Annotated in this window: 25 protein-coding genes; 8 read left to right on the top strand and 17 right to left on the bottom strand. The window is 61.8% G+C overall.

The window, feature by feature from the left end:
• Nucleotides 1-20 precede the first annotated feature (20 nt).
• The 4 genes from dsbG to ACXX9E_RS24680 all read right to left on the bottom strand — a co-directional run bounded on the left by dsbG (nucleotide 21) and on the right by ACXX9E_RS24680 (nucleotide 4,150).
• Nucleotides 21-791, bottom strand: coding sequence for a thiol:disulfide interchange protein DsbG (gene dsbG, locus ACXX9E_RS24695; protein WP_123466433.1), 771 nt, complete (start codon nucleotides 789-791; stop codon nucleotides 21-23).
• Nucleotides 767-1,648: a TlpA family protein disulfide reductase gene (locus tag ACXX9E_RS24690; protein WP_458556354.1), complete on the bottom strand. Its 882-nt coding sequence runs from the start codon at nucleotides 1,646-1,648 to the stop codon at nucleotides 767-769. Before ACXX9E_RS24690 ends, dsbG begins: the two co-directional genes overlap by 25 nt.
• Nucleotides 1,648-3,384 (bottom strand): protein-disulfide reductase DsbD, encoded by a 1,737-nt coding sequence (dsbD, locus tag ACXX9E_RS24685; protein ID WP_458556353.1) that lies wholly within the window; start codon nucleotides 3,382-3,384, stop codon nucleotides 1,648-1,650. The genes ACXX9E_RS24690 and dsbD overlap by 1 nt, the downstream gene beginning before the upstream one ends.
• 82 nt (nucleotides 3,385-3,466) lie before the next feature.
• Nucleotides 3,467-4,150, bottom strand: a complete 684-nt coding sequence (locus tag ACXX9E_RS24680) for a hypothetical protein (protein WP_336347405.1) — start codon at nucleotides 4,148-4,150, stop codon at nucleotides 3,467-3,469.
• Nucleotides 4,151-4,430: 280 nt separating this feature from the next.
• On the opposite strand from ACXX9E_RS24680, the gene ACXX9E_RS24675 reads away from it, so the two are divergent.
• From ACXX9E_RS24675 to ACXX9E_RS24655, 5 genes are all read left to right on the top strand, one after another.
• Complete coding sequence (locus ACXX9E_RS24675; RefSeq protein ID WP_007908710.1) at nucleotides 4,431-5,111, top strand: response regulator; 681 nt, start codon at nucleotides 4,431-4,433, stop codon at nucleotides 5,109-5,111.
• Nucleotides 5,111-6,433, top strand: coding sequence for an ATP-binding protein (locus ACXX9E_RS24670; protein WP_123466424.1), 1,323 nt, complete (start codon nucleotides 5,111-5,113; stop codon nucleotides 6,431-6,433). Before ACXX9E_RS24675 ends, ACXX9E_RS24670 begins: the two co-directional genes overlap by 1 nt.
• 120 nt (nucleotides 6,434-6,553) lie before the next feature.
• On the top strand, nucleotides 6,554-7,039 hold the full coding sequence (locus ACXX9E_RS24665) for a GNAT family N-acetyltransferase (protein WP_458556352.1): 486 nt from the start codon (nucleotides 6,554-6,556) through the stop codon (nucleotides 7,037-7,039).
• A gap of 142 nt (nucleotides 7,040-7,181) precedes the next feature.
• Entirely contained in the window at nucleotides 7,182-8,594 is a 1,413-nt protein-coding gene (locus ACXX9E_RS24660) for an aspartate aminotransferase family protein (RefSeq protein ID WP_458556351.1), read from the top strand.
• Between the two features lie 83 nt (nucleotides 8,595-8,677).
• On the top strand, nucleotides 8,678-8,902 hold the full coding sequence (locus ACXX9E_RS24655) for an MbtH family protein (RefSeq protein WP_123466418.1): 225 nt from the start codon (nucleotides 8,678-8,680) through the stop codon (nucleotides 8,900-8,902).
• A 132-nt stretch (nucleotides 8,903-9,034) separates the two neighbouring features.
• On the opposite strand, the gene ACXX9E_RS24650 is transcribed toward ACXX9E_RS24655, so the two are convergent.
• From ACXX9E_RS24650 to ACXX9E_RS24615, 8 genes are read right to left on the bottom strand one after another with little or no spacing between them, the layout of a single operon-like run.
• Nucleotides 9,035-9,940, bottom strand: coding sequence for a metal ABC transporter substrate-binding protein (locus ACXX9E_RS24650; RefSeq protein ID WP_322375663.1), 906 nt, complete (start codon nucleotides 9,938-9,940; stop codon nucleotides 9,035-9,037).
• Entirely contained in the window at nucleotides 9,941-10,840 is a 900-nt protein-coding gene (locus tag ACXX9E_RS24645) for a metal ABC transporter permease (RefSeq protein WP_458556615.1), read from the bottom strand.
• Nucleotides 10,840-11,703: a metal ABC transporter ATP-binding protein gene (locus tag ACXX9E_RS24640; RefSeq protein ID WP_458556350.1), complete on the bottom strand. Its 864-nt coding sequence runs from the start codon at nucleotides 11,701-11,703 to the stop codon at nucleotides 10,840-10,842. Before ACXX9E_RS24640 ends, ACXX9E_RS24645 begins: the two co-directional genes overlap by 1 nt.
• Entirely contained in the window at nucleotides 11,700-12,629 is a 930-nt protein-coding gene (locus ACXX9E_RS24635) for a metal ABC transporter substrate-binding protein (protein WP_222832381.1), read from the bottom strand. Before ACXX9E_RS24635 ends, ACXX9E_RS24640 begins: the two co-directional genes overlap by 4 nt.
• A gap of 35 nt (nucleotides 12,630-12,664) precedes the next feature.
• Nucleotides 12,665-13,240, bottom strand: a complete 576-nt coding sequence (locus ACXX9E_RS24630; protein WP_123466410.1) for a DUF6162 family protein — start codon at nucleotides 13,238-13,240, stop codon at nucleotides 12,665-12,667.
• Complete coding sequence (locus tag ACXX9E_RS24625; RefSeq protein ID WP_123466408.1) at nucleotides 13,237-13,578, bottom strand: hypothetical protein; 342 nt, start codon at nucleotides 13,576-13,578, stop codon at nucleotides 13,237-13,239. Before ACXX9E_RS24625 ends, ACXX9E_RS24630 begins: the two co-directional genes overlap by 4 nt.
• Entirely contained in the window at nucleotides 13,575-14,117 is a 543-nt protein-coding gene (locus tag ACXX9E_RS24620) for a PA2404 family protein (RefSeq protein WP_186746382.1), read from the bottom strand. Before ACXX9E_RS24620 ends, ACXX9E_RS24625 begins: the two co-directional genes overlap by 4 nt.
• Nucleotides 14,114-15,313, bottom strand: coding sequence for a PepSY-associated TM helix domain-containing protein (locus ACXX9E_RS24615; protein WP_186746380.1), 1,200 nt, complete (start codon nucleotides 15,311-15,313; stop codon nucleotides 14,114-14,116). The genes ACXX9E_RS24620 and ACXX9E_RS24615 overlap by 4 nt, the downstream gene beginning before the upstream one ends.
• Before the next feature lie 311 nt (nucleotides 15,314-15,624).
• On the opposite strand from ACXX9E_RS24615, the gene leuC reads away from it, so the two are divergent.
• Together leuC and leuD are read left to right on the top strand one after the other, a co-directional pair.
• Nucleotides 15,625-17,043: a 3-isopropylmalate dehydratase large subunit gene (leuC, locus tag ACXX9E_RS24610; protein ID WP_458556349.1), complete on the top strand. Its 1,419-nt coding sequence runs from the start codon at nucleotides 15,625-15,627 to the stop codon at nucleotides 17,041-17,043.
• Nucleotides 17,040-17,654 (top strand): 3-isopropylmalate dehydratase small subunit, encoded by a 615-nt coding sequence (gene leuD, locus ACXX9E_RS24605; RefSeq protein ID WP_222832383.1) that lies wholly within the window; start codon nucleotides 17,040-17,042, stop codon nucleotides 17,652-17,654. The genes leuC and leuD overlap by 4 nt, the downstream gene beginning before the upstream one ends.
• Nucleotides 17,655-17,771: 117 nt before the next feature.
• Here leuD and ACXX9E_RS24600 read toward each other — a convergent pair whose 3' ends face one another.
• The 3 genes from ACXX9E_RS24600 to ACXX9E_RS24590 form a co-directional block, all read right to left on the bottom strand.
• On the bottom strand, nucleotides 17,772-18,686 hold the full coding sequence (locus ACXX9E_RS24600; RefSeq protein WP_185015805.1) for a LysR substrate-binding domain-containing protein: 915 nt from the start codon (nucleotides 18,684-18,686) through the stop codon (nucleotides 17,772-17,774).
• Nucleotides 18,687-18,743: 57 nt separating this feature from the next.
• Complete coding sequence (locus ACXX9E_RS24595) at nucleotides 18,744-20,045, bottom strand: dicarboxylate/amino acid:cation symporter (RefSeq protein ID WP_458556348.1); 1,302 nt, start codon at nucleotides 20,043-20,045, stop codon at nucleotides 18,744-18,746.
• Nucleotides 20,046-20,141: 96 nt separating this feature from the next.
• Nucleotides 20,142-21,017: an alpha/beta fold hydrolase gene (locus tag ACXX9E_RS24590; protein WP_458556347.1), complete on the bottom strand. Its 876-nt coding sequence runs from the start codon at nucleotides 21,015-21,017 to the stop codon at nucleotides 20,142-20,144.
• A 338-nt stretch (nucleotides 21,018-21,355) separates the two neighbouring features.
• Between ACXX9E_RS24590 and ACXX9E_RS24585 the strand changes: the two genes are divergently transcribed.
• Complete coding sequence (locus tag ACXX9E_RS24585) at nucleotides 21,356-22,303, top strand: IS110 family transposase (protein ID WP_458556346.1); 948 nt, start codon at nucleotides 21,356-21,358, stop codon at nucleotides 22,301-22,303.
• Nucleotides 22,304-22,401: 98 nt separating this feature from the next.
• Here ACXX9E_RS24585 and ACXX9E_RS24580 read toward each other — a convergent pair whose 3' ends face one another.
• Together ACXX9E_RS24580 and soxR are read right to left on the bottom strand one after the other, a co-directional pair.
• A complete protein-coding gene (locus ACXX9E_RS24580) occupies nucleotides 22,402-22,860 on the bottom strand; it encodes a VOC family protein (protein ID WP_458556345.1) in 459 nt (152 codons plus the stop codon).
• Between the two features lie 161 nt (nucleotides 22,861-23,021).
• Complete coding sequence (gene soxR / locus ACXX9E_RS24575) at nucleotides 23,022-23,477, bottom strand: redox-sensitive transcriptional activator SoxR (protein WP_123466391.1); 456 nt, start codon at nucleotides 23,475-23,477, stop codon at nucleotides 23,022-23,024.
• Between the last annotated feature and the right edge of the window lie 83 nt (nucleotides 23,478-23,560).

Genomic DNA, 23,560 nt, shown 5'->3' with positions numbered 1-23,560 from the left:
AGGTTTCGAAAGGTTCGGAGCTATTTTGGGCCGAGAATCTTCGCCAGCTTGTCCGGCGAAGGCGCCCCTTGCTGTTGTTGCAGCTCACCCTTGTCGTCCATGTAGAAAATCGCCGGGGTCGCCTGCAAGTCCAGGTCCTCCATCAACTGCATGTTGGCCGCCAGTTTGGTCTGCACCGCCGCCGGAATGTCCTTCAAGGCCTTGAGCGAACTGGCCTTGCCAGCCTTCTCGTGATCCTCCAGCGCCTTGGCCGGATCCTTGGCCGCCAGCAGCGCGGCGGACTTGCCCGGGCTGTCTTCGCGAATGATCCCGACCATGATGTGCCGCAACTGCACTTTGCCGGCCTTGACCCAAGGGCGTGCCTGTTCCCAGAACATGTTGCAGTACGGGCAGTTCGGGTCGCTGAACAGGTACACCGTGCGCGGTGCATCCTTGTTGCCGTCCTGAATCCAGTTGCTCGCCTCGAACTTGGCCCAGACTTCCTTGGCCATCGGCGCATACACCAGTTTCTGCAACGGTTCGCTGCTCAGGTCTTTGCCGTCGGCGTCGTACAGGTTGCCGAGCAGCACGTGCTTGCCATCCGGGGTCAGGTAGAGCGCCATGCCACGGTTCTGGTATTGCGCCGCGTAACCACGCAAACCATCAGGCGCATCGAACTGGCCGACGATTTTTGCGCCTTTGGCCTCGATCTGCTTGATCGCGGCAGGCAGTTCTTCAGCAGCCTGCAGCGACGGCAAATGCAACAGGGCAGCGCCCATTGTCAGCGTCAGCAGGTGGCGGAGGCGGGGCATGGCAGTTTCCTTGCAGAGGTGGCCGGAGCAATGGCCGGGTTCGATTGGGAGTGTGGCGCATCGAAATTTTCCAGTGCGCGAGCCAGACTGGCATTGGACAACTCACCCAGGTGGCTGCTCAGCAGGCGACCGTCGGGGCTATAGAACAGGGTAGTCGGCAATGCCATGGAGCCCACGGCCTGGCCCACTTGGCCGCTGCGGTCGAACAACACGTTGGTCAGGCTCAGGCCCTGGGTTTCGAGAAATGTCGCCACGCTTTGCATGCTTTCGCCCTGATTGACAAACAGGAAGGTCAGGTCAGGCCGTTGCTGTTGGGCATTTTCCAGGACCGGCATCTCGCGCCGGCACGGTGGACACCAGGTTGCCCACAGGTTGATCACCAGCGGACCGCCCTGATAATCGCTGAGCTTGATGGTTTCACCGGCTGCGTTACGCAGGGCGATGTCCGGCAGACGGGTGCCTTGTTCGTAGATGTTCAGTGACAGGGTCGCCAACAGCCAGAACAGCACACCACTGGCCACGCCAAAACCCAGCGGGCGCCGTAACCCCGGGCGCCGCCAGCCGCGATACAGCGCAACGAGCAGCAACACGATCACCCCCGGCCAGGCGAGGAAGCCGCCATCGCGCAGGTCGACGATCTGCCACGGGTCATTGCGATAATGCGACCAGTACACCGCCACGAACGCGATACGCGCCGCCAGCATGCCCAGCAGGAACAGACTGAACAGCGCAGACTCGGGGTTCTCGCCACCGCGTTTGGCCACCCGCCAGCCGACAAAAGTCGCCAGCGCCAAGGCACTGATCAGCAGCAGATGGTTCAGCGCGATGGCAAAGGTGCCGAGGGTGAAAGTCAGCATTAATGAGCGTCTCGGGTGGTGGTCCAGCGTTGCAGGAACGTCTCGGCATCGACTTCGCCGGTGATGCGCTGGCTGCGGCGCTCTTCACCGTCGGCGCCGATCCAGACGAAACTCGGTGGGCCCGGAACCTTGTAACGGCCAAGCAGTTCGCGGCTGGCCGCATTGTCAGCGGTGACATCCAGCCTGAGCAGGCGCACATCGCTCAGCGCCTGCATCACCTTGGCCTGGCCAAACACCTGCTTCTCCATGACTTTGCACGACACGCACCAGTCGGCGTAATAATCGAGCAGCACCCACTGGCCCTGGGCCGTGGCGGCATCCAGTTCGCGTTGCAGTGCTGCGGGGTCCTTGATCGTGGTGAACGCTTCATGACCGTTCGGTGCCGCGCTGGCCACACGGCCGGCGCTGTATACCTGCAAGGGTTGATACGGATCGTCGCTGCCGCCCGCCGCGCCGATCATCAGCAGGCTGCCCCACAGTCCCAACAACAACGAGATGGCGCCGAACACCTGCGCGACCCGGCCATACCCTTCCGATTGCTTCCAGGCGCAGAACGCGGCGATCAGCAGCAGCGCGCCGCACAGGCCCAGCCACAACGACGAATCCAGTACCGGGCGCAACATCAGCAACGCGGTGGCGAGGAACAGGAAACCGAAGATGCCCTTGAGCAGATTCATCCAGGCGCCGGGTTTGGGCAGGAAGCGATTGCCGACGGTCACCAGCAACAACAACGGCACACCGATGCCGATGCCCAGCGCAAACAGAATCAAGCCGCCGTGCAGCGCGTTACCGCTCTGGGCGATATACAACAGGGCCCCGGCCAGTGGTGCGGTCATGCATGGGCCGACCAGCAGACCGGACAAGGCGCCCAGCACACCGGCACCGATCAGGCTGCCACCGCTGCGGCTGCGCGAGGCGTGTTCGAGGCGATCGCGCAACGCCACCGGCAATTGCAGTTCAAAGAAGCCGAACATCGGTAGTGCCAGCACCACAAATACCGCAGCGAACGCCCCCAGCAGCCACGGGTTCTGCAACCAGGCCTGAAGGTTGGCACCCAGCAGCGCGGCAATCACGCCCATGGCGGCGTACACCAGTGCCATGCAGATCACGTAACTGCTGGCGAGCGCAAAACCACGACGGGGTGTCGCGCCACTGCCGACGATCATGCCCGCCAGAATCGGCAACATCGGCAACGAACACGGGGTAAACGCCAGCAACAGGCCAAGGCCGAAAAACACCAGCAGACTCCAGCCCAGCGCCCGCTGTTGCAGGCTGCTGGCCAGGGCTTGATCCGGTGCTTCGTCGCTCGCCGTGGTGGCGGATGCCTTGCCGCCCAGATCAATGACCCGGGTTTGCGGCGGATAACACAGTCCGGCATCGGCACAGCCCTGGTAACTGACCTTGATCTGCCCGCTGGCCGTCGCCGGGATTTTCACTTCCAGGCCTTGGCGATACACCGGCTGTTCACCGAAAAACTCGTCGCTGTGGGACTCACCCTCAGGCAGCGCCGGTTGTTGCGCCGCCGCCAGACCGTCGAATTTCAGGCGTTTCTGGTACAGGTAATAGCCGTCGGTGATCTGCCAGAACAACTGGGTTTCCCCAGACTCCAGACGTTCGGAGGTGAGCACGAATGCCTTGTCGACCGGCAGAAACTCCGGTTTTGTATCAAAAGGATTGTTTCCAGCCTGGGCCAGGCTGGACATCAGCAGAGCAAACAAAAGAAAAAAATGACGCATGGAGGAGCCTTGTCCCTGTGCAAGTGAGGTGCACAATGGGCGGCGGCGATTAACCGATGATTAACCGGCCGAGGCGCCCGGTTCAAGGCAGGCCGCAGAGCAAACCGGGCCAGCTGTCTTCATCCACATCGATAGGGCCGTATTCCACCCGATTGCGCTGCATGTTGTAGCAAATGTATTGGTTGTTGTTCAGGAAAATGTAGAAGTAACTGGCCGCGAACGTACGATCATTCTGCACCGCCGTGATGATCCTGTCCCGGTAAGGCTCAAGGCCCGGCCAGGATTCGGCGTTGATGCTCTCGTGCTGGATATCGCTGTTGGACAGGTTGATTGCGACGGTATGGCCGTCATTCATGAGAAACCGGAACACCTGGCTACTGGAACCGGTCATTTGCCACCAGGTACCGGCAACGATGCGCTCAAAGTAAGGGCGAAGTCGTGCCCAGACGGTATTTTCCAGAGGCTCCATGCTGCGGACCTTATCCAGGTCCTGATCGTATTTACACACCATCGGTCGGCCATTGTCGCTATAAAAAAGCCACAAGACATCGTCGTCGAAGCCACTTTGCGCGTCAGGAATGATTCCCGTGGTGGTAAAACCAAAGCGCAGATTGCGCACGTGTCGATGAAACTCGCCCCAGTTATCGGCGTTGGCTTCGGCGGGATATTCGGCGGGCACCCGGTTGGTGCCGATGTTGAAGCGTGAATAGGTATTGGAGTCCTTGAAAAAAAAGTAGATCCGGTCAGGCCCCGAGCGCCAATCCACGGCGACGACATTTTTTAAATGAGGCATTGTTCTTAAATCCGTTTAAGGGTTGTAGTAGCAGTCAGTTTCGACCGCAGGCTAAACCAGCACCAAACGGATAGACAGGCGCAAACTGTTTCAGTGTTGGTAATCAAACTGATGGCAAGTCTGACCTGGTCGAATTCCAGGTCACACAGCGAGCGGGTTACCGTGCGGCGCGCTTTCCGTCAGCCGGCGCGGCGGCCATAATTGCCACTTAATCCTCGCCTGTTTGACTCGCCTTTTTATTCATGGAGCGCCCATGCACGTATTGGTTTGCGAAGACGACGAGTTGATCGCCAGCGGGATCGTTGCCGGTCTGACCGCTCAGGGCCTGACGGTCGAACACGTCAACACCGCGTCCAAGGCGCGGGCGATGCTCAAGGTCGCCGAATTTGACGTGATGGTGCTCGATCTCGGCCTGCCCGACGAAGATGGCCTCAAGTTATTGCAACAACTGCGTCAGAGTGGCCTGGAGATTCCGGTGCTGATTCTGACCGCGCGCGACTCGGTCACTGACCGGGTCGACGGTTTGCAGGCGGGGGCCGACGATTACCTGCTCAAGCCATTCGATCTGCGCGAACTGTTCGCGCGCCTGCAAACCCTGCTGCGGCGGGTGGCCGGGCGCAGTGTCAACCTGATCGAACACGGTGCGCTGACTTACGACCCGAGCAGTCGTGAGACCACTCTGGCCGGGCAACCGGTGGACTTGTCGCGGCGCGAGCAATCGCTGCTTCAAGCGTTGCTGCACAACCGTGGCCGGGTGCTGTCCACCGAGCAATTGAAGGACAGCGTCTACGGCTTCAACGATGAACTGGAGAGCAATGCGCTGAACGTGCATATCCATCACCTGCGCAGCAAACTCGGCAAGGGCATCGTCGAAACGGTGCGCGGCCTCGGCTATCGCCTGGGCCCGGCCGACGGTGGAGATCAAGGCAAGTGATGAGTCTGCGACTGCGCCTGAGCCTGACCCTCGGCGCCGCGTTTGCGCTGATCTGGGCGCTGGCGGCGGCCTGGATGCTCAGCGATCTGCGCAATCAGATGATGTTTTCCCTCGATCAGCGGCTGGTAGCCTCCGCACGCATGGTCGCCGGGCTGCTGGAGCAATTGCCGGCCTTGCCGAGCAAGGGCGAGGGCACGCATTTCAGTGCCGAACAGTTGAACATTCCCGGCGGTATGGCGTGCCAGGTCAGTTCGTTGCGCGGGGAAATTCTCGCCCGCAGTCACAGCAGTCCCGAGCAGGCTCTGGAAGCCGAGAAAATGGGCTTTCACGATCAGATGATCGATGGTGCGCCGTGGCGCAGCTTCACCCTTGCCCGGGGCGATGTCCGCATCACCACAGCCGATCGGCAAATCGAACGCGAAGCGTTGAACATGTCGATTCTGCTGGCCGCTTCGGTGCCGGTGGGCGTGGCATTGCTCGGGTGTCTGTGCCTGCTATGGCTGGGGATCGGACAGGGCCTGGCGCCGCTCAACCGACTGCGCGAAGCCTTGATGCGGCGCAATGCCGATTCGCTTGAACCGCTGCAATTGCAATCGTTTCCCAGTGAATTGAAACCGTTGCTCGACACCCAGAATCAACTGTTCCAGCGCATTGGCAAAACCATCGAGCGTGAACGCCGCCTCACCGGTGACGCCGCCCACGAACTGCGCAGCCCGCTGACCGCAATCAAGACCCACCTGCAAGTGGCGCGCATGACCGAGGGCAGCGCCCGTGATCAGTCGCTGGCGCGGGCCGAGGAGGGCGCCGACCGCCTGCACCGCACCCTTGAGCAATTGCTGTTGCTGGCGCGGGTCGAGGGCAGTCTGTCGTTCGATGACGGCTCGCAGTGCAGCGCCGAGCAAGTCGCCAGGCTGGCGATTGCCGACGCCACCGGCGGTGAGCGCCTGCGCATCCAGTTGAAACTGCCGGCCGATCTGTCGACCGCTGCGCTGCAGATGCCGGCGGTGCTGTCGATTGCGGCACTGCGCAACCTGCTCGACAACGCCCTGCGTCATACGCCGCAGGACTGTGCAGTCGAACTGAGCCTGGAAACTATCGGCAACCGTGTGCGCTTTGTCGTGCGCGACCATGGCCCGGGCATCCCCCCGGACGATTTGCAGCATTTGACCCAACGCTTCTGGCGCAACGGCCAGAGCACCGGTTGCGGCCTCGGTCTGGCGATCGTTCAGGCAATCGTTCAGCGTTGCGACTGCGCGCTGCACTTCGACAGCCGCCCGGACGGCTTGCGCGTGGAGTTGACCATGCCGTTGCAAGCGGTCTGAGTTCACCCCGTCAGCACTGTGTATTGGCACATCAAATGTAACTTCTCTCCATTAGTCATCCGGCCGCTGCGGGGTTAAGGTCGCTGCAGCTTTGACTCAATGGATTGAGGGGATCGCGCCATGGAAGCACCCATCTGTATTCGTCCGGCCACCCTGGCCGACACCGGCATTATCAGCCGCATCATCGAACGTTCGATCCGCATCGGTTGTGCACTCGACCACCGCAACAATCCCCGGCAAGTCGATGCCTGGGTCCGCCAGCAGTCCGCCGGACACCTCTGTACGTGGCTCGCCGATGCACGTTTCTACCTCAACCTCGCCCTGTTGCGGGACAAACCGGTGGGGGTCGGCATGGCCCTGGCCAGTGGCGACATCACCCTGTGCTACGTGCAGCCGGAGTGCTTCCGCCGTGGCGTCGGGCGGGCGCTGATGGATGATCTTCAAGGCTGGTTGCGCCTGCGCGGGGTGCAGCGGGTCAGTCTCAACAGCACCCGTACCGGCGAGGCGTTCTATCGACACCTGGGCTATCGCCAAGCGGCGCCGCCCTTGACCCATGAAGGTTTGCAGACTCTGCCCATGGTCCGGTCGTTTCCCGCCTGCGCCTGACAAACGATCAAGGGCCTAAATCCTCGGGACGCTTAAGCGTTTCCAGAACAGGAAAACCTGCATGTGCGCTCCGCGACCGGAACGCGCACCTGTCCAGTGTGCTGTTTTGGTCACTATCCATAGCGTATTGAGGGGTCGAGAGATGTCAGTCGCCACCAGCCTTATCGAACAGTCGTCGGCCCGGGTCGCCTCGGCGCCGGCCGAAACGTTGTACCAGTTCCATGAATCACCGTTGCTCGCTCGCCAAAGCCAGCAGGAATCCAATGCGCGCAGTTATCCACGGCGCATTCCCCTGGCGCTCAAGCGTGCCAGGGGCCTGTATGTCGAAGATGTCGAAGGACGCAGCTTCATTGACTGTCTGGCCGGTGCCGGCACGTTGGCGCTGGGGCATAACCACCCGGTGGTGATCGAGGCGATCCAGCAAGTGCTGGCCGATGAGTTGCCGCTGCACACCCTCGACCTGACCACGCCGGTCAAGGATCAGTTCGTGCAGGATCTGTTCGGTCTGCTGCCGCCGGCGCTGGCAGCGCAGGCGAAAATCCAGTTCTGCGGCCCGACCGGCACCGATGCCGTGGAAGCCGCGCTGAAACTGGTGCGCACCGCGACCGGGCGCAGCACCGTGCTGTCGTTCTCTGGCGGTTACCACGGCATGAGTCAGGGGGCGTTGAGCCTGATGGGCAGCCTGGGGCCGAAAAAACCGTTGGGCGCCTTGCTCAGTAACGGCGTGCAATTCATGCCGTTCCCTTACGACTACCGCTGCCCGTTCGGCCTCGGTGGCGCTGCCGGTGTCAACGCCAACCTGAGCTACCTGGAAAACCTGCTCAACGATCCGGAGGCCGGCGTGCAGTTGCCGGCGGCGGTGATTGTCGAAGCGGTGCAGGGCGAGGGCGGTGTGATCCCGGCGGACATCGAGTGGCTGCGCGGTTTGCGCCGTATCACCGAGAAGGCCGGCGTGGCGTTGATCATCGACGAGATCCAGAGCGGGTTTGCTCGCACCGGCAAGATGTTCGCCTTTGAACATGCCGGCATCACCCCAGACGTGGTGGTGCTGTCCAAAGCCATCGGTGGCAGCCTGCCGCTGGCGGTGGTGGTCTACCGCGACTGGCTCGATACCTGGCAGCCGGGCGCCCACGCCGGCACGTTCCGTGGCAACCAGATGGCGATGGCCGCCGGTTCTGCGGTGATGCGTTATCTGGTCGAACACAAGGTGTGCGAGCACGCCGAAGCCATGGGCGCACGCCTCAGCGAGCATCTGCGCATTCTGCAGCGCGACTTCCCGCAACTGGGCGATATCCGTGGGCGGGGCCTGATGCTCGGGGTTGAACTGGTCGATCCAAGTGGCCCGGTGGACGCGCTCGGTCATCCACCGGCCTTCGCTCGCCTGGCGCCGCTGGTGCAGCGCGAGTGCCTCAAACGCGGCCTGATCCTCGAACTGGGCGGTCGTCACGGCGCGGTGGTGCGCTTCCTGCCGCCGCTGGTGATCACTGCCACCGAAATTGATCGCGTCGCCGAGATCTTCGGTCGCGCGTTAGCCGCTGCCACCGCTGCGCTGTAAATTTTTTGCCGCGCCGCACGTTCTTTCTACATACCCGGCTGCACCTGTGGTGCGGCCCACCCTTACAACGATGGAGAACCAGCATGACGTCAGTATTCGACCGCGAGGACATCCTCTTTCAGGTCGTGGTCAACCACGAAGAGCAGTACTCGATCTGGCCGGACTACAAAGCCGTGCCGCAAGGCTGGCGCACCGTGGGCAAGAGCGGCCTGAAAAAGGAATGCCTGGCCTACATCGAAGAGGTCTGGACCGATATGCGCCCACTGAGCCTGCGGCAGAAAATGGAAGCGCAGGTTGCCGCGCAATAAGCTGCCGGGCAAAAACAAACCCGCTGAACCGGAGACGGTCAGCGGGTTTTTTCATGCCCCGGATTTGTGTTGGCTGGGCAGGCCCTATCGCTAGCAGGGTAGCGATGAACGGTAACGCGGTTTCGGCTGAAACTAAGCCCCGCTCAGACCTTTGAGCAGCAAATCCACATTACCCTCAAGCTCCGCCACCGGATCCGCCGCATCGGTGCTCAACACCACCAGACGACTACCCGATTCGGCAATCGCCGCTTTCACCGGCTCCGAAGGCTGGCGATGATGTAGCACCACCGCGACATCGTTGTCCTTGAGCGTTGTCGTGAGTTTCTTCAGATCCTCTGCCGTCCACTCCGCATCCGGTCGAGGATCCTGGCCGATCAGCTCCAGATTGAGGCTGCCGATCAGATAACCGAAGTGATCGCTGAGGCTCATCACGCTCAGATTGTCAGCGCTGGCCAGACGCGCCTCACTGTCGGCGCTCAGTTTCAGCAGGCGCTGTTTCAATGCCGCCAGATTCGCCTCAATGGCAGGCTTGGCGCTAGGGGCCAGGCGCACAAGGTCCGCCGCCATCACGTCGGCCATGCGCCCCATGTTATTGCTCGCCAGCCAGGGCTGACTGTTCAGGCCATCAACCTTCAGGCCCGGTTGCACGGCAATGCCGGGCAGGGCGCCGTCCACCGGGCGCGCGGCGTCGACTTCAACGATGCGGATATTGCTGCGCCGAGCGATCGGGTACAGCGGATCATCGGCCCACAGCGAGCGCACGCCGATCACGGCATCGGCATCGGTCGCCAGTTTGCTCAGCGCCGGAGCACCACGACCGGTGAAGTACGCGGTCTGACGACTGCCCGGCAGATTTGCCGGCGCCGCACGTTCAAGGTTGACGTCAGTGCCTTTGAGCAGCACTTCGCTCAAGCCGTAAGTGATCGGCAACGAGGCCAGCACGCGCAGGGGCTTGGCGTTTTCGGCCGCCAGCAACGGTGTGCCGACCACACCGCACAGCGTGATGGCCAGGGTCAGGTGTTTCAGTGAAAACATCATTTATCCAAGATTCCCTTTCAGACTCGGGACAACCCCGCGCGCGATGGCGGCGAGGGCGAAGGCAATGCCGGCGACCAGAATGATCGCGGCGCCGGACGGAATCGGCAGATCGAACACGATCGGCGCCAGAATCCCGCACAAGGTGCTGACCGTGGCGATCAGTACCGAGCACCCGAAAAAGCCTTTCATCGACTGGCTGAGCAACCGCGCAGCGGCGGCGGGAATCACCAGCAGGGCGCCGACCAGAATCGCACCGATCACTTTCACTGCGGCGACGGTGATCAGCGTCACCAGAATCACGAACAGATAATCCAGGGTCTTCACGGCCACGCCACGTACCGCCGCCAGTTGCGGGTTGAAACTGGCGAGCATGATGCGGTTGTACAGCGGCAGCGCCAGGGCCATGACCAGCGAACCGACGATGGCCAGCACCGCCAGATCATTGCCATTGACCGTCAGTACCGAGCCGAACAGCACGTTTTCCAGAATGTGCACGTTGATCTTGCCCGCCAGAATCAGCAGCAGGCTCGCCCCCAGGGCCAGCGATACCGAGAGGAACACGCCGATCAAGGTGTCCGGCGCCAGACCCGTGCGGTTGCGCAGGTAGTTGAGCAGGATGCCGAACAACAGGCAGTAACCGAACAGGCTGCCGTACGGCCCGGTGTAGGGTTCGCCAAGCAGAATGCCGATGGCCACGCCGGTCAGCGCCGCGTGGCCGACCGCTTCAGAGAAAAACGCAAAGCGCTTGACCACCACCAGCGTGCCAAGGCCGCCGAGTACCGGACCGATCAACAGCCCGGCAAGCAGCGCATTGACGACAAAACCGTAGGCCAATGCTTCCGGCAGATAACCGGACGAGGCCCAACCCTGGACCATCAAACGGAAGGCTTCGTAACTCATCATGCAGCACTCCGTGGATGGGTCGAGAACAAGGTCAGCAGGCGTTCCGGGGTCAGCGCCTGTTGCGGCGTGGCATCGAACAGCACGCGACGGTTGAGACCGGTGACGCGATTGGCCAGACGGCCAACGGCTTCCAGGTCATGCTCGATCCACAACACGGTAATGCCTGCGGCACGCCAGTCTGCGAGCAGGCGTTCGAACACCTGAATCCCGGCTTCATCGAGGGCTGACATCGGCTCATCGAGGACCAGCAATTGCGGCGCCGGGATCAAACCCTGGGCGAGAAGCACGCGCTGCCGTTCGCCGCCGGACAAGGCGCCCATGCGGCGTTTGCGTTTGTCCTGCATGCCGACGCGTTCCAGTGCTTCACCGATGGCGCCGGCGTAGTGCTTGCTCAAACCGAGAAACGCCGGGCGACGCTGGCACATGGCGGCCATGAAATCGTCGACCGTCATTGGCAAGCCGCGATCGAACTCCAATGCTTGTGGCACGTAACCGATGGTGCCGGGCGCTCCGGGCCATTGCAGGCTGAGCTGGCCCTGATGCGGCATCTGCCCGAGCAAGGTCTTGATCAGCGAACTCTTGCCGCCGCCGTTGGGGCCAACTAATGCGTGCACGCTGCCGGGCTGCACCTGGAAGCTGACGTTGTCGAGAATGGTTGTGCGGCCGAGCGTCAGACTGACCTGCGCAAATTCCAGCGTCGGTCCCGAAACCTGTGGGAGCGACGGTGCAACGATTCGACTTGCCCGCGAATGCGGAGTGTCATTCAACAATGATGTCGGCAGATCCGGCGCCTTCGCGAGCAAGCTCGTTCCCACCGGGGTTTCGGTGTTGTCGGCGATCAGGTTTTCTTTGGAAGTCATGCGCCGGACTCCTGAATCGCCCGCACCACGGTGTTGAGGTTGCCGGTCATTTCCTTTTCGTATTTGTCGGCGGTGTATTCGCCATAGGAAATGTGCGACAGCGGGTACAGCTTGACGCCGGACTCACGCTGGATGGTTTCGACGTACGTCGACGGGAAGTCCATCTCCGAGAAGATCACTTTCACGTCGAGTTCGCGCAGTTGATCGATGGTCTTTTTCAATTGGCTCGGACTCGGCTCGATGCCGTGAGCCGGTTCGACCACGGCGGTCACTTCCAGACCAAACTCGCGCAGCAGGTAGTCGTAAGCCGCGTGCACCGTGGCCACGCGCAGTTCGGCGTTCGGCGCCTGGGTCAGTTTGGCCAGTGCGTCGGCGCGCATCTGTCGCAGGCGTTTGCCGTAGGCGCGGGCGTTCTGGGTGTAAGTCTTGGCGTTGTCCGGGTCGAGCTTGCCCAGTTCGCGGGCGATGTTGTTGACCTGGGCAATGGACGCGCTGATCGACAGGAACGTGTGCGGATTCACCACTTTGCCGGCCCCGCGCGCGGCGGTGCCGGTGGCGGCCAGCAGCGGCACGTTTTCGTTGGCTTCGATGGTCTTGATGTTCGGCGTTTCACTGGCGGCGATCATGCGGTCGGCGAAGTCGTCATGGCCGACCCCGTTGAGCACGATCACGTCCAGTCCGCTGATGCGTTTGATGTCTTCGGCCCGGGGCTCGTAGGCGTGCGGGTTGAAGCCGGCGGGAATCAGCGGCACCACGTCGGCCTTGTCGCCGACGATGTTCGCCACGTAGCTGTAATAAGGGTGCAGGGTGATGCCGATGCGCAGGCGCTTGGCCGGATCGGCGCTGACCAGCGGGCTCAGCAGGCAGGCGCAAAGGCCAGCCAGAAACAGACGCAACAACGGACGGCGAGGGGATGAAATAGACATGGGCAAACGGTCTTCTCTCGAATGCGGGCGAAGGATCAATGGCGATGTTCGCGGGTAACCCCGGCATCGAATTGCGCGACGATCTGTTTCCAGCCGGCAGCGGACAGGGCGGCGGCGTCCAGCTGTTTCGGGGTTTGCACGGCCGCGTCACGGTTGAGCCAGATGTCCGGCGCGGCCTGCGCGTCGGCGCCGGGCAGCATCACGAACGAACCGGCGACGGCAGGCGTCTGGCTATGGCCGAAATAGGCGCTGTCCGCCAGCAATTGCCAGGCGTGGCCGCCGCGACTGACCGAACTGGCATCCTGGGCAAACGGCGCGAATCCTTCATCGGCAAGATTTTGCGGAGTCGGCAGGGTGTGCTGTTCTTCGCGCAGCAGGCGAATTTCGTCCAGCGTCACCCGCAGGTCGGCATAGATGCCTTGCTCGGCGGCGCTGAGATCGCGGCGGGCGTCCAGCTGGTTGCTGGCGACCGGCTCCGGCTCATGGTCCACCCCGCGCCACGCCACCACCGAACCGGCAATCGCCAGAATCAGCAGGCACAACAGCAGCACATTGAGGGTTTCATGCCCGGCGCCGGCCGGGCGCACGATGTGTATGGTTGGCTTCGTCATGGGGCCTCGATATCGGCTTGGTCGATCTCGACCACGTGGCCGGGGCCCGCGTCGAACAGCACGTAGAATTCGGCACCGGGCTTCTTGAAGGTCAGGGTCGAATCGGCACCCAGTTTGCCCGGTACCAGAATGGTCTCGTCATAACCGATCACATCGAGGGTCACCCCTGGCGCACCGCTGCCGTCGGAAAAACCGCCGGTGCATCTGATCTGCTCAGCGTCGATGGCTTTGCACTCGCACATCGGGTTATGCGCCAGGGCGCCGGTACTGAAACCGGCGCCGAGCACCAGCAGGGCGGCACTCAACCGCAGGCGCAGAGAGCGTTGAGAGCGGGTCATGGTTTGGCTCCTTGTTTGTTCAGCCAGGCCAGCGTGGCGGGGGAGGCCTGGCTCAATGGGATCGAGGCCTGATGCATGCTGCCGTCCCAGCCTTCCATGGTGATCCACAGTTCGGCGTCGGGACGGGTCTTTTCCGGGATCGGCATTTGCGTGCCCATGCGGTAGGGGGTGCCGAAGAAAATGGTGCCGGCGGCGCGCAGGCTGCGTGGCTTGCCGATGCGCAGGTAGGTGGCCTTGACCTGCTCGATGCAGGTGTCGCAGAGCGCGGCGCTGAAGTTCTTCATGTAGCCGGCCGGGCCAGTGAGTACCGGCGCTTCGTTGCGCAGTTCGGCCAGGCGCAGGCTCCACGGACCGACCTGGATGTCGCCGATTTCCCGTTGCCCGAGACCGCTGTCGCCGCGAAACAGCGAGGCGTCGGCGAAGTACTTGGGCATGAAGCCCAGCGGGATCAACAACAGCAGCACATTGATGTGGAAACGCCATTTGCGCCACAAGCGTGACAGGGGCGAAGGTGGCGTGGTCGCCTTGGACTTGCTCACAGGCTGGCCTCCGAAGGTTCACGGCTCATGACCGGTTGCGCCTTGATGCGGTTTTTCTTGTCCTCGCGCTTGAGCGCGTTGGCCGTGGCCAGGGCGGTGCGCTTGGTCCAGATCAGCAGGCCGCTGAGTACCATCAGGCTCAGCAGCAGGCCGAAGAAGAACCAGATCAACTTGATCCAGATACCGCCGAAGTCACCGGTGTGCAGCGGGCGCATCGACTCGGTGACGAACTCCAGCGAGGAACGATCGGAGAGCAACCGTGAAGCGGCCATGTCGCCGTTGTACGGGTTGAGCGTGGCGGTCTGGAACATCAGCGGATACCAGCCGCGTCCACCGACGCTCATGTGGCTGTAGGCATTGCCCGGCAGGCTGACGAAACTGGCTTCCAGCCCGGGAATTTTCTGCTGGGCGATTTCGACGGCCCGGTCCAGGCTGATCCGTGGCGGCGGTGTGCCGGCCGCGGAAATCGGCACGCTCTCACGGGACATCGCCGGAATGATCGGCTCGCTGGAGATGGAAATCTGGTTGTCGAACAGAATCGCGCGAATCAGGAACCAGATGCCGGTGATGGAGATTACCGCGATGAACCAGATCGACCAGATGCCGCACAACCGATGGAAGTCGCCCCAGAAGATCCGGGCGCCATGGCGCACCCGCAGGGTCGGGCGCAGGAAGCCTTTCCAGAATTTTTTGTAGACCACCAGGCCGGTGATCAACGACACCAGCATCGGCACGCCGAGGAATGACACCAGGTACCAGCCCCAGCTGTAGCCGTTGGTGAACGGCACCAGCCACCAGCCATGCAGGGCGCGGGTGAAGGCTTTGAAATCGAAGCTGGGCGCGGTGCCCTGGATCACCCCGGTGTATGGATTGACGTAGACCGTCAGCGAGCGCCCGTCGGGGTAGCTGACTTCAACGTCCAGGGCAAAGTGCGACTCGTCCGGCCGGCTGATGCTTTGCACCAGGGTTTGCGGTTCGGCGGTTTTGATCGCCGCCAGAACCTCGTCGTAGCTGAGCCGTGGGGCGTCGTCCGACGGTGGGCTGGCGCGCATTTGCGGGTTGGCCAGCCAGACGATTTCCTGACTGACCACCGCCAATGTGCCGGTGACACAGACGATCAACACAAAAAACCAGATCGGTAACGCCAGCCAGCTATGCACCAGGAACCACAGTTTGGAGCGGGATTTCTTCGACATGATTGCGCGTCTTGATAGCGGTGAAAGGGCGCGTGGCTACGGGCTTCGCAGCACGGCATTCCCCGAAAGACCGGTCGTGGCTTTTGCCTACGCGAACGGCCTGCATCTCTATAGGACGGATGAGCGAGGCAAATCCCGATAAAGGATATGAAAGTAAATGTTTCGCAGTTCGCTCGATGCCCTCCCGCAAGGGGCGTTCGAGGCCGGGATTGAACACGATTCATGATCTGCGCCATCACTGTCCGCCGATTGATGGCCAGCCCCCGCTCCCTATGATGGAAACCACACGGTTTCCTTGAGTGAGCGCTTTGATGACCCCCAGAACCCTCTACGACAAACATATCGACTCGCACACGGTGTGCCGCCTCGACGATCAGGGCCACGTGCTGCTCTATATCGACCGGCAGGTGATCAACGAATACACCAGCCCGCAGGCCTTCAGCGGTTTGCGGGCTGCCGGCCGCACGGTCTGGCGGCCGGGCACGGCGCTGGCGGTGGTCGATCACGTCAACCCGACGGCGCCGCTGCGGGTCGCCGCTATGCCCGATGCCGGCGGGGCGCGGCAGGTGTCGTATCTGGCGGAAAACTGCCGTGACTTCGGGATCGAACTGCTCGACATCCTCGACAAGCGCCAGGGCATCGAACATGTGATCGCCCCGGAGCAGGGTTTCATCCTGCCGGGCATGGTCATTGCCGCTGGCGACAGCCACACCACGACCTACGGTGCGCTGGGTGCATTCGGTTTCGGCATCGGCACCTCCGAGATCGAGCACCTGCTGGCCTCGCAGACCCTGGTCTATAAACGCCTGAAAAGCCTGCGAGTGACCGTCGATGGCGAACTGGCGCCGGGCCTGACGTCGAAAGACCTGATCATGGCGCTGATCGGTCGGATCGGTGCGTCCGGGGCCTCCGGTTACGCCATCGAGTTCTGCGGGGCGACCATTGATGCCCTGAGCGTCGAAGCCCGCATGACCATCTGCAACATGGCGGTTGAGGCCGGCGCCCGCGGCGCTTTCATGGCCCCGGATGAGAAAGTGTTCGCTTATCTCAAAGGCAAACCGCGTGCGCCGCAAGGTGAGCTGTGGGAACAAGGCCTGAAGACGTGGCGCGAATTGCGCAGTGATCCCGGGGCGCTGTTTGACCGGGAAATCTACCTCGATGCCCGTGAACTGGAACCGATGGTCACTTGGGGCACCAGTCCGGACCAGGTTGCCCCGATGGGCGCGCGAGTGCCCGATCCGCAAACCGTCAGCGATCCGATCCTGCGTCTGGACATGCGCCGCGCCCTCAACTATATGGGCCTGGAACCGGGCATGGCGCTGAGCGATATCGTCATCAGCCACGCTTTCATTGGCTCGTGCACCAACGCCCGGATCGAAGACCTGCGCGATGCCGCCAGTGTTGTGCGTGGTCAGCAAGTGGCCGGGCATGTGCGGGCGATGATCGTGCCCGGCTCCAGTGAGGTGCGCGCCCAGGCCGAAGCTGAAGGCCTGGCGCAGATCTTTATCGACGCGGGGTTCGAATGGCGTCAGTCCGGTTGTTCGATGTGCCTGGCGATGAACGATGACGTGCTCGCCCCCGGCGACCGCTGTGCTTCCAGCACCAACCGCAATTTCGAAGGCCGCCAGGGTGCCGGTGCGCGTACCCACCTGATGAGCCCGGCGATGGTCGCCGCCGCCGCGATCCGCGGTCGTCTCACCGACATCCGCCACTTTGGAGAACGCCCATGAGCCTGCAACCCTTCACCCACGTCAGCGGCCAGGCCGCGCCATTGCTGGCGGCCAACGTCGACACCGACGTGATCATGCCCAAGCAGTTTCTCAAAGGCATCGACCGTCAGGGGCTGGATCGCGGATTGTTTTTCGACCTGCGATTCCGGCCAGATGGCACGCCCGATCCCGCATTCGTGCTGAACCAGCCTGCGTGGCAGGGTGCGAGTTTCCTGGTGGTCGGTCCTAACTTTGGCTGTGGTTCCAGCCGTGAACACGCGGTGTGGGGCTTGCAGCAAATGGGCATTCGCGCGCTGATCGGCAGCAGTTTTGCCGGGATCTTTTTTGATAACTGCCAGCGCAACGGGGTGTTGTTGATTACCCTGGACGGCGCGCAGGTACAGCGGATCGGAGCGCTTGTCGGGCAGCCTGAAACGGCGCGGATCAGCATTGATCTGGAGGCGCAACACATTGCCCTGGCGGATGGCAGCGTGATCGGGTTCCAGATCGACACTTTGCGCAAAACCGCGCTGCTGCTGGGGCTGGACGCCATCGGCAGCACCTTGCAACGCCGCGAACAGATCAAAGATTTCGAACGCCAACACCTGGCCAACAACCCTTGGCTTTCCTGATATCCCTTGTAGGCGTGAGCCTGCTCGCGATGGCGGTGTGTCAGGTACAACAATTCTGACTGATCCATCGCTGTCGCGAGCAGGCTCACTCCTACAGGGAGGGTTGTGGTGTCGGGGCTACAGCGATAACCCTTTGAAATGTTCCTGCAAGAACTCTACGCACGCGCGCAATTTTCCCGAATGCGCCAGCCGCGTCGGGTACACCGCCCAGACGTTCGCGCTCTGGCTGTAGTCCTCCAGCACCTGCACCAGCCGCCCTTGCGCCAGCAGCGGTTTCACATCCCACAGTGAGCGCAGCAACACCCCGCGTCCGTCCAGCGCCCATTGCAAGACAATCTCGCCGTTGTTTGACGACAATGGCCCACTGACCCGCACGCTCTCTTGTCCGCCATCGCGATCCAGATTCCAGATGCCGAAGGCGTTGTCGCGCTCCTTGATCACCAGGCAATCGTGCTGTTGCAGTTCATCCAGGGTCTGCGGTGTGCCGCGACGTTGCAGATAACCGGGGGCGGCGCACAGCACCCGCCGGTTACTGGCCAGACGCCGGCCGAGGTGCTGGCCGGGAATGTCATCGCCAACGCGGATCTCCAGGTCAAAGCCTTCGTTGATGATGTCCACCACCCGGTCGAACAGGTCGAGGCGAATTTCCAGGTGCGGATAACGTTCCGCCAGCAACGACACCGCCGGTGCCACGTGATTGCGCCCGAAACCGAAACTGCTGCAGATGTGTAAACGCCCACGTGGGCTGTCGTGCGCGTCGGACAGCTCGTCGTGCAGTTGCTGAAAGTCATCGAGAATGCGCAACGCCCAGCGCTGCACCCGTTCGCCGTCCTCGGTCAGCGAGACACGCCGACTGGTGCGGTGCAGCAGGCGAGTGCCGAGGGTGGTTTCGAGAATCTGGATGCGTTTGCTGACGTAGGCCGGTGACAGGCCCAACTCATCGGCCGCGGCGGCGAAGCCGTTCTGGCGGATCACGGTGAGCAGCACACGCAGGTCTTCGGGCAGGGGCACGGTGTCTTTCTTCTGGGACATGTCAAAAACGAACACTGGCGGCACAAGCCGCCAGAATAGCATTGCCGTTGGCGGCGATTACTCGGTGGCAACTCTGGCTTTGGCGGCACGGGCATGACGGCCGGACTTGAGGGCGATGGGCGCGAGTTTGTCGCGATCCAGTTCACCCTCCCACGCGGCGATGACCAATGCAGCAACCGCGTTGCCAATGATGTTGGTCAGTGAACGGCATTCGGCCATGAAACGGTCGACGCCGAGGATCAGCACCATCGCCGCCACCGGCACGGTCGGCACCACGGCCAGGCTCGCCGCCAGCGCGACAAATCCGGCACCGACCACGGCGCCTGCACCTTTGGAGGTGAGCATGGCCACCGCCAACAAGGTCAGCTGCTGTTCCAGCGACAAGTCGATATTGGTCGCCTGGGCAAGGAACAACACCGCCAGGGTCATATAGATGTTGGTGCCATCCAGGTTGAAGGTGTAACCGGTCGGCACCACGATGCCGACCACGCCTTTCGAGGCGCCCAGGCTTTCCAGTTTCTGGATCAGTTGTGGCAACGCTGATTCGGAAGAGCTGGTGCCGAGCACGATCAGCAGTTCAGCCTTTATATAGCCGAGCAGTTTGAAAATGCTGAATCCGGCGTACCGCGCGATCGCGCCGAGCACGCAGGCCACGAAGATAAACGCGGTCAGGTAGAACGTGCCGATCAGCTTCAACAACGGCAGCAGCGAGCCGACCCCATACTTGCCAATGGTGAAGGCAATCGCGCCGAACGCGCCAATCGGTGCCACCCGGGCAATCATGCCGACAATGCGGAAGAACACTTCACTGGCCTGATTGATGATGCCCACCAGCGGCCGGCCCTTTTCACCGACCATCACCAGCGCCACGCCAAACAGCACCGAAACGAACAGCACCGGGAGAATTTCTCCCTTGGAGAACGCGTCGAAAAACGTCGTCGGGATCACATGCAGGAGAAACCCGGTGATGCCCTCGCCGTGCTCGGCCTGACCGACAATACCGGCAATCGCCGAGGAATCGAGGGTCTTCACGTCAATGTTGAAACCGGCGCCGGGATGCAGCAGATGCGCGGCAAGGATGCCGATCACCAGGGCGAGGCTCGACACCACTTCGAAGTACAGCAACGCTTTGCCGCCGACCCGGCCGACCTGTTTCACGTCGTGCATGCTGGTGATGCCGGAGACCACCGTGCAGAAGATGATCGGGCCGATGATCATCTTGATCAGTTTGATGAAACCGTCACCCAGCGGCTTGAGTTCGACTCCGGCCTGCGGCCAGTAATGGCCGATCAGCACGCCGAGGGCGATGGCGACGAGCACCTGTACATAAAGGGTTCCCAGTAGTTTTCGAATAGTCATTGTTATTATCTCGAGACGGATTTCGGGCATGACGATCCCGCACGGGCCAGTCGAGGCCCGTGGCAGGAAACGGTTCAGGTCAGGGCGAAGCGGCGGTCAGCGCAAAAAGGTCAGCGCTTCGGCGAGCAACAGTTCCGGGACTTCTTCGGCGAGGTAGTGGCCGGCGGGCAACGCCTGGCCGCTGACGTTGGCTGCCACCTGCTGCCATTCCTTGAGCGGATCGAAGCAACGCCCGACGGTGCCTTCGGCGCCCCACAACACGCGCAGCGGCAACTTCAGGTGGTGTCCGGCGGCGATGTCGGCGCGGTCGTGCTGCAAGTCGATGTCGGCGCTGGCGCGATAGTCTTCGCAGATGCCGCGGGCACTGCCCGGTCGTTGCAGACAGCGTCGATATTCCGCGAAAGCCTCGTCGGTGAACGGCTTGAGCCCGGCACTGCGGCTGCCCATCACGCTGCGCAGATAAGCCTCGGGATCGGCTTCGATCAGGGTTTCCGGCAATGGCGCCGGGCGGATCAGGAAGAACCAGTGCCAGTAGGCGCGGGCAAATGCTTCGTTGGTCTGCGTGTACATCGACAGGGTCGGCGCGATATCGAGCAGCATCATGCGCTGCACGGCATCCGGGTGATCGAGGGCCAGGCGGTGGGCGACCCGCGCGCCCCGGTCGTGGGCGAGTATCGAAAACCGCTCGAAGCCCAGCGCTTGCATCAACTCGACATTGTCGCGGGCCATTTCGCGTTTCGAGTAATTGCGGTGCAGCTCATCGGCGGCGGGGCGAGCGCTGTCGCCATAGCCGCGCAGATCGGCGGCGACCACGGTGAAGTGTTCGGCCAGTTGCTCGGCAATCTTGTGCCAGATCACGTGGGTTTGCGGGTGACCGTGCAGCAGCAACAGGCCCGGTCCGCTGCCGCCGACGCGGCAGGCAATGTCAACGCCGTTGACGTGGCGCAGGTCCTTGAGAAATCCGGCAAACATCGGGCTGATCCTTTTTCAGGGTTCTTGTTGGATGCATCCTGAAAGGGTGTGGCGCCGGGGGCAATACGGGAAGCGTGGTGTGGCGGTTCATGAAGTGTGTTGCGTGTGCCGGCCTCTTCGCGGGCAAGCCCGCTTGTATGGTAGGACTTGAAGGGAGGAGGAGGGACAAAGCCCGATTCTGACTGTTGACGCAGTACAGATCCGTGGGAGATTTCGCCCCTCCTCCTTTCACCCAAGCGCCGATAAAGAATGCATCTGGCTAGACCGACGATAGGAACAAGCCTGCGCCTCTGGGTGAGCCCTTCAAGTGCTCAAAACCATATCCCGGAGGAAAACCAATGGCAATGCCGGTTTCTGTCACAAAGCCGATCGTAGGCGTGGATGTCGCCAAGAACGAACTGGTGATCTATCACGCCGAACTTGACCTGCTTGAAGAGATCCCCAACAACAAAACAGCCATCAAGCAATGGTTGAAGGCCTTGTCGGGGACCGTCGCTGTAGCCATTGAGTCGACTAATATCTATCACCTGGAGTTCGCCGATCTGGCCTATGAGGCCGGCTGCGTGATTTACATGGTGGGTGGCTATGAACTTAGCCATTACCGCAAAGGGGTGAATATCCGCGCCAAAACCGATGCGCTGGATGCCAGGCTGCTCGCTCGCTATCTGAAGAACGAAGGTGATGATCTTCACCCTTGGACCCCGCCATCACCGCTGTACCGCCAGCTCTTGAGCCTTTTTCGTCGTCGCGCAGCCTTGGTCCAGGCGCGGGTCGCTCTGGTGCAAAGCTGGGCGAATGAGCCGCTGCTGAAATCTGCGTTTGCCGAGCAAGTGAAGTCCATGCAAAAGCTTGAAACGCTGGTCGAAAAGACGATTAATGATCGTCTGAAAGAAGCTGGTTTGCTCGGTCAGTTGAAGCGTTGCCTGAAAGTTGAAGGCATTGGATTTCTGACCGGAGCCCGTTTGCTCACGACGTTTCAGCGGGGCGAGTTCAGAAGCGCGGATGCGTTTATCGCCTTTCTGGGGATGGATTTACGAGTGTCGAAGTCAGGACAAAAAGACGGTCGTCGGAGTTTGACCAAGCGAGGTGACCCTGAAGCCCGCCGGCTTCTGCACAACGCGGCCATGTCGGCCAGCCGAACACCAGCCTGGAAAGGCTTTTACGAAGAGCAAAGAACTCGAGGTTTTAGCACCACTCAGGCGCTGGTGATACTGGCTCGCAAGCTTGCTCGGATCGTATTCGCCCTACTGAAGAGGCAGAGCGAATACCAACCAAAAGCCGGTTGAGGGCTTCCCCTCAACCATAGAATCTCCCACATTTGGAATGCGTTCCCTTGTGGGAGCGGGCTTGCCCGCGAAAAGGCCATTGCTGGCGCCGAACAAACTCAGGCTTGCTGAAACATCTCCATCGCCCGCTGCCGAATCTGCGCTTCGGTCAGATCTTCCTTGCGCGAAGCGAGAAACCACAGGTGCCCATAGGGATCCTTCAACGTCCCGCTGCGATCCCCGTAAAACTGATCCTTGACCTCGGACACCGTCGTCGCCCCGGCGTCGAGTGCCCGTTGAAATGATTTGTCGACATCGGTGACATACAGATGCAAACCGACCGACACCGCGTTGTCCGGGCCGCTCAACGGCCCCTGATCGCAAGGCGTACCGAGCATGATCGCGCTGTCGCCGATGCGCAGCTCCGCATGGCCGATTCGGCCGTCGGGCATGTCCAGACGCATGACTTCGGTGGCACCAAAGGCTTTCTTGTAGAAGTCGATGGCTTCGGTGGCCTTATGGATGCCGAGATACGGGGTAATGCTGTGATACCCCTCGGGAATGGGTTTGACGCTCATGACGTTCTCCCTGATTGTTGTTCTATAAATGGGCTTCACCGGTTTTCCGGAAGAATCACTATAGAACTGTCCTGACGGCCAGGATTTTCAACCGACGAGCAGCACCCGCAAGGCCACGCTCACGTTGACCTTGTGGCAAGCTCCCTCGCCACAACGAACGATTAAGGCTCGACGGGAAAATGCGCCCCCGGCCCCTGTTCCCCCAGCACATCGCCCTGATTGCGCAGCGGACACGCCTCCATCGACAGACACCCACAGCCGATGCAACCGGTGAGCCGGTCGCGCAGCAGGGTCAGTTGGTTGATCCGCTCATCCAGTTCCTGCCGCCATTGCTCGGACAAAACCTTCCAGTCCGCCGCCGTCGGGGCGCGATCCTCCGGGAGCCGCTTCAGCGCCTCGCCAATCTCCGCCAGGGGGATGCCCAGACGCTGGGCGACTTTGATCAATGCCACCCGCCGCAACACCGCCCGTGGATACCGCCGCTGATTGCCGGCATTGCGCTGGCTCTTGATCAGTCCCTTCGATTCATAAAAGTGCAGGGCCGTGACCGCGACGCCGCTGCGGGCCGCGACTTCGCCGACGGTGAGCGGCTTGTGTACGTTTTCCTTGGTGATCATTGCAAAATGCTCTTGACCTTGACTTAACTAGAGGTTTTACCCTGCAGGCCTTCGAGTCGCAAGATTCGTCTAACGCCGAGTGG

It is taken from the genome of Pseudomonas sp. GNP014 (genome assembly GCF_054344005.1).
The sequence above is the reverse complement of the archived record's forward strand: the minus strand, read 5'-3'. Positions and strand labels throughout refer to the sequence as shown.

Coding starts and splice junctions, on each gene's coding strand:
- dsbG (WP_123466433.1), bottom strand. CDS start 791: ATGCCCCGCCTCCGCCACCTGCTGACGCTGACAATGGGCGCTGCCCTG.
- ACXX9E_RS24690 (WP_458556354.1), bottom strand. CDS start 1,648: ATGCTGACTTTCACCCTCGGCACCTTTGCCATCGCGCTGAACCATCTG.
- dsbD (WP_458556353.1), bottom strand. CDS start 3,384: ATGCGTCATTTTTTTCTTTTGTTTGCTCTGCTGATGTCCAGCCTGGCC.
- ACXX9E_RS24675 (WP_007908710.1), top strand. CDS start 4,431: ATGCACGTATTGGTTTGCGAAGACGACGAGTTGATCGCCAGCGGGATC.
- ACXX9E_RS24670 (WP_123466424.1), top strand. CDS start 5,111: ATGAGTCTGCGACTGCGCCTGAGCCTGACCCTCGGCGCCGCGTTTGCG.
- ACXX9E_RS24665 (WP_458556352.1), top strand. CDS start 6,554: ATGGAAGCACCCATCTGTATTCGTCCGGCCACCCTGGCCGACACCGGC.
- ACXX9E_RS24660 (WP_458556351.1), top strand. CDS start 7,182: ATGTCAGTCGCCACCAGCCTTATCGAACAGTCGTCGGCCCGGGTCGCC.
- ACXX9E_RS24655 (WP_123466418.1), top strand. CDS start 8,678: ATGACGTCAGTATTCGACCGCGAGGACATCCTCTTTCAGGTCGTGGTC.
- ACXX9E_RS24650 (WP_322375663.1), bottom strand. CDS start 9,940: ATGATGTTTTCACTGAAACACCTGACCCTGGCCATCACGCTGTGCGGT.
- ACXX9E_RS24645 (WP_458556615.1), bottom strand. CDS start 10,840: ATGAGTTACGAAGCCTTCCGTTTGATGGTCCAGGGTTGGGCCTCGTCC.
- ACXX9E_RS24640 (WP_458556350.1), bottom strand. CDS start 11,703: ATGACTTCCAAAGAAAACCTGATCGCCGACAACACCGAAACCCCGGTG.
- ACXX9E_RS24635 (WP_222832381.1), bottom strand. CDS start 12,629: ATGTCTATTTCATCCCCTCGCCGTCCGTTGTTGCGTCTGTTTCTGGCT.
- ACXX9E_RS24630 (WP_123466410.1), bottom strand. CDS start 13,240: ATGACGAAGCCAACCATACACATCGTGCGCCCGGCCGGCGCCGGGCAT.
- ACXX9E_RS24625 (WP_123466408.1), bottom strand. CDS start 13,578: ATGACCCGCTCTCAACGCTCTCTGCGCCTGCGGTTGAGTGCCGCCCTG.
- ACXX9E_RS24615 (WP_186746380.1), bottom strand. CDS start 15,313: ATGTCGAAGAAATCCCGCTCCAAACTGTGGTTCCTGGTGCATAGCTGG.
- leuC (WP_458556349.1), top strand. CDS start 15,625: ATGACCCCCAGAACCCTCTACGACAAACATATCGACTCGCACACGGTG.
- leuD (WP_222832383.1), top strand. CDS start 17,040: ATGAGCCTGCAACCCTTCACCCACGTCAGCGGCCAGGCCGCGCCATTG.
- ACXX9E_RS24600 (WP_185015805.1), bottom strand. CDS start 18,686: ATGTCCCAGAAGAAAGACACCGTGCCCCTGCCCGAAGACCTGCGTGTG.
- ACXX9E_RS24595 (WP_458556348.1), bottom strand. CDS start 20,045: ATGACTATTCGAAAACTACTGGGAACCCTTTATGTACAGGTGCTCGTC.
- ACXX9E_RS24590 (WP_458556347.1), bottom strand. CDS start 21,017: ATGTTTGCCGGATTTCTCAAGGACCTGCGCCACGTCAACGGCGTTGAC.
- ACXX9E_RS24585 (WP_458556346.1), top strand. CDS start 21,356: ATGGCAATGCCGGTTTCTGTCACAAAGCCGATCGTAGGCGTGGATGTC.
- ACXX9E_RS24580 (WP_458556345.1), bottom strand. CDS start 22,860: ATGAGCGTCAAACCCATTCCCGAGGGGTATCACAGCATTACCCCGTAT.
- soxR (WP_123466391.1), bottom strand. CDS start 23,477: ATGATCACCAAGGAAAACGTACACAAGCCGCTCACCGTCGGCGAAGTC.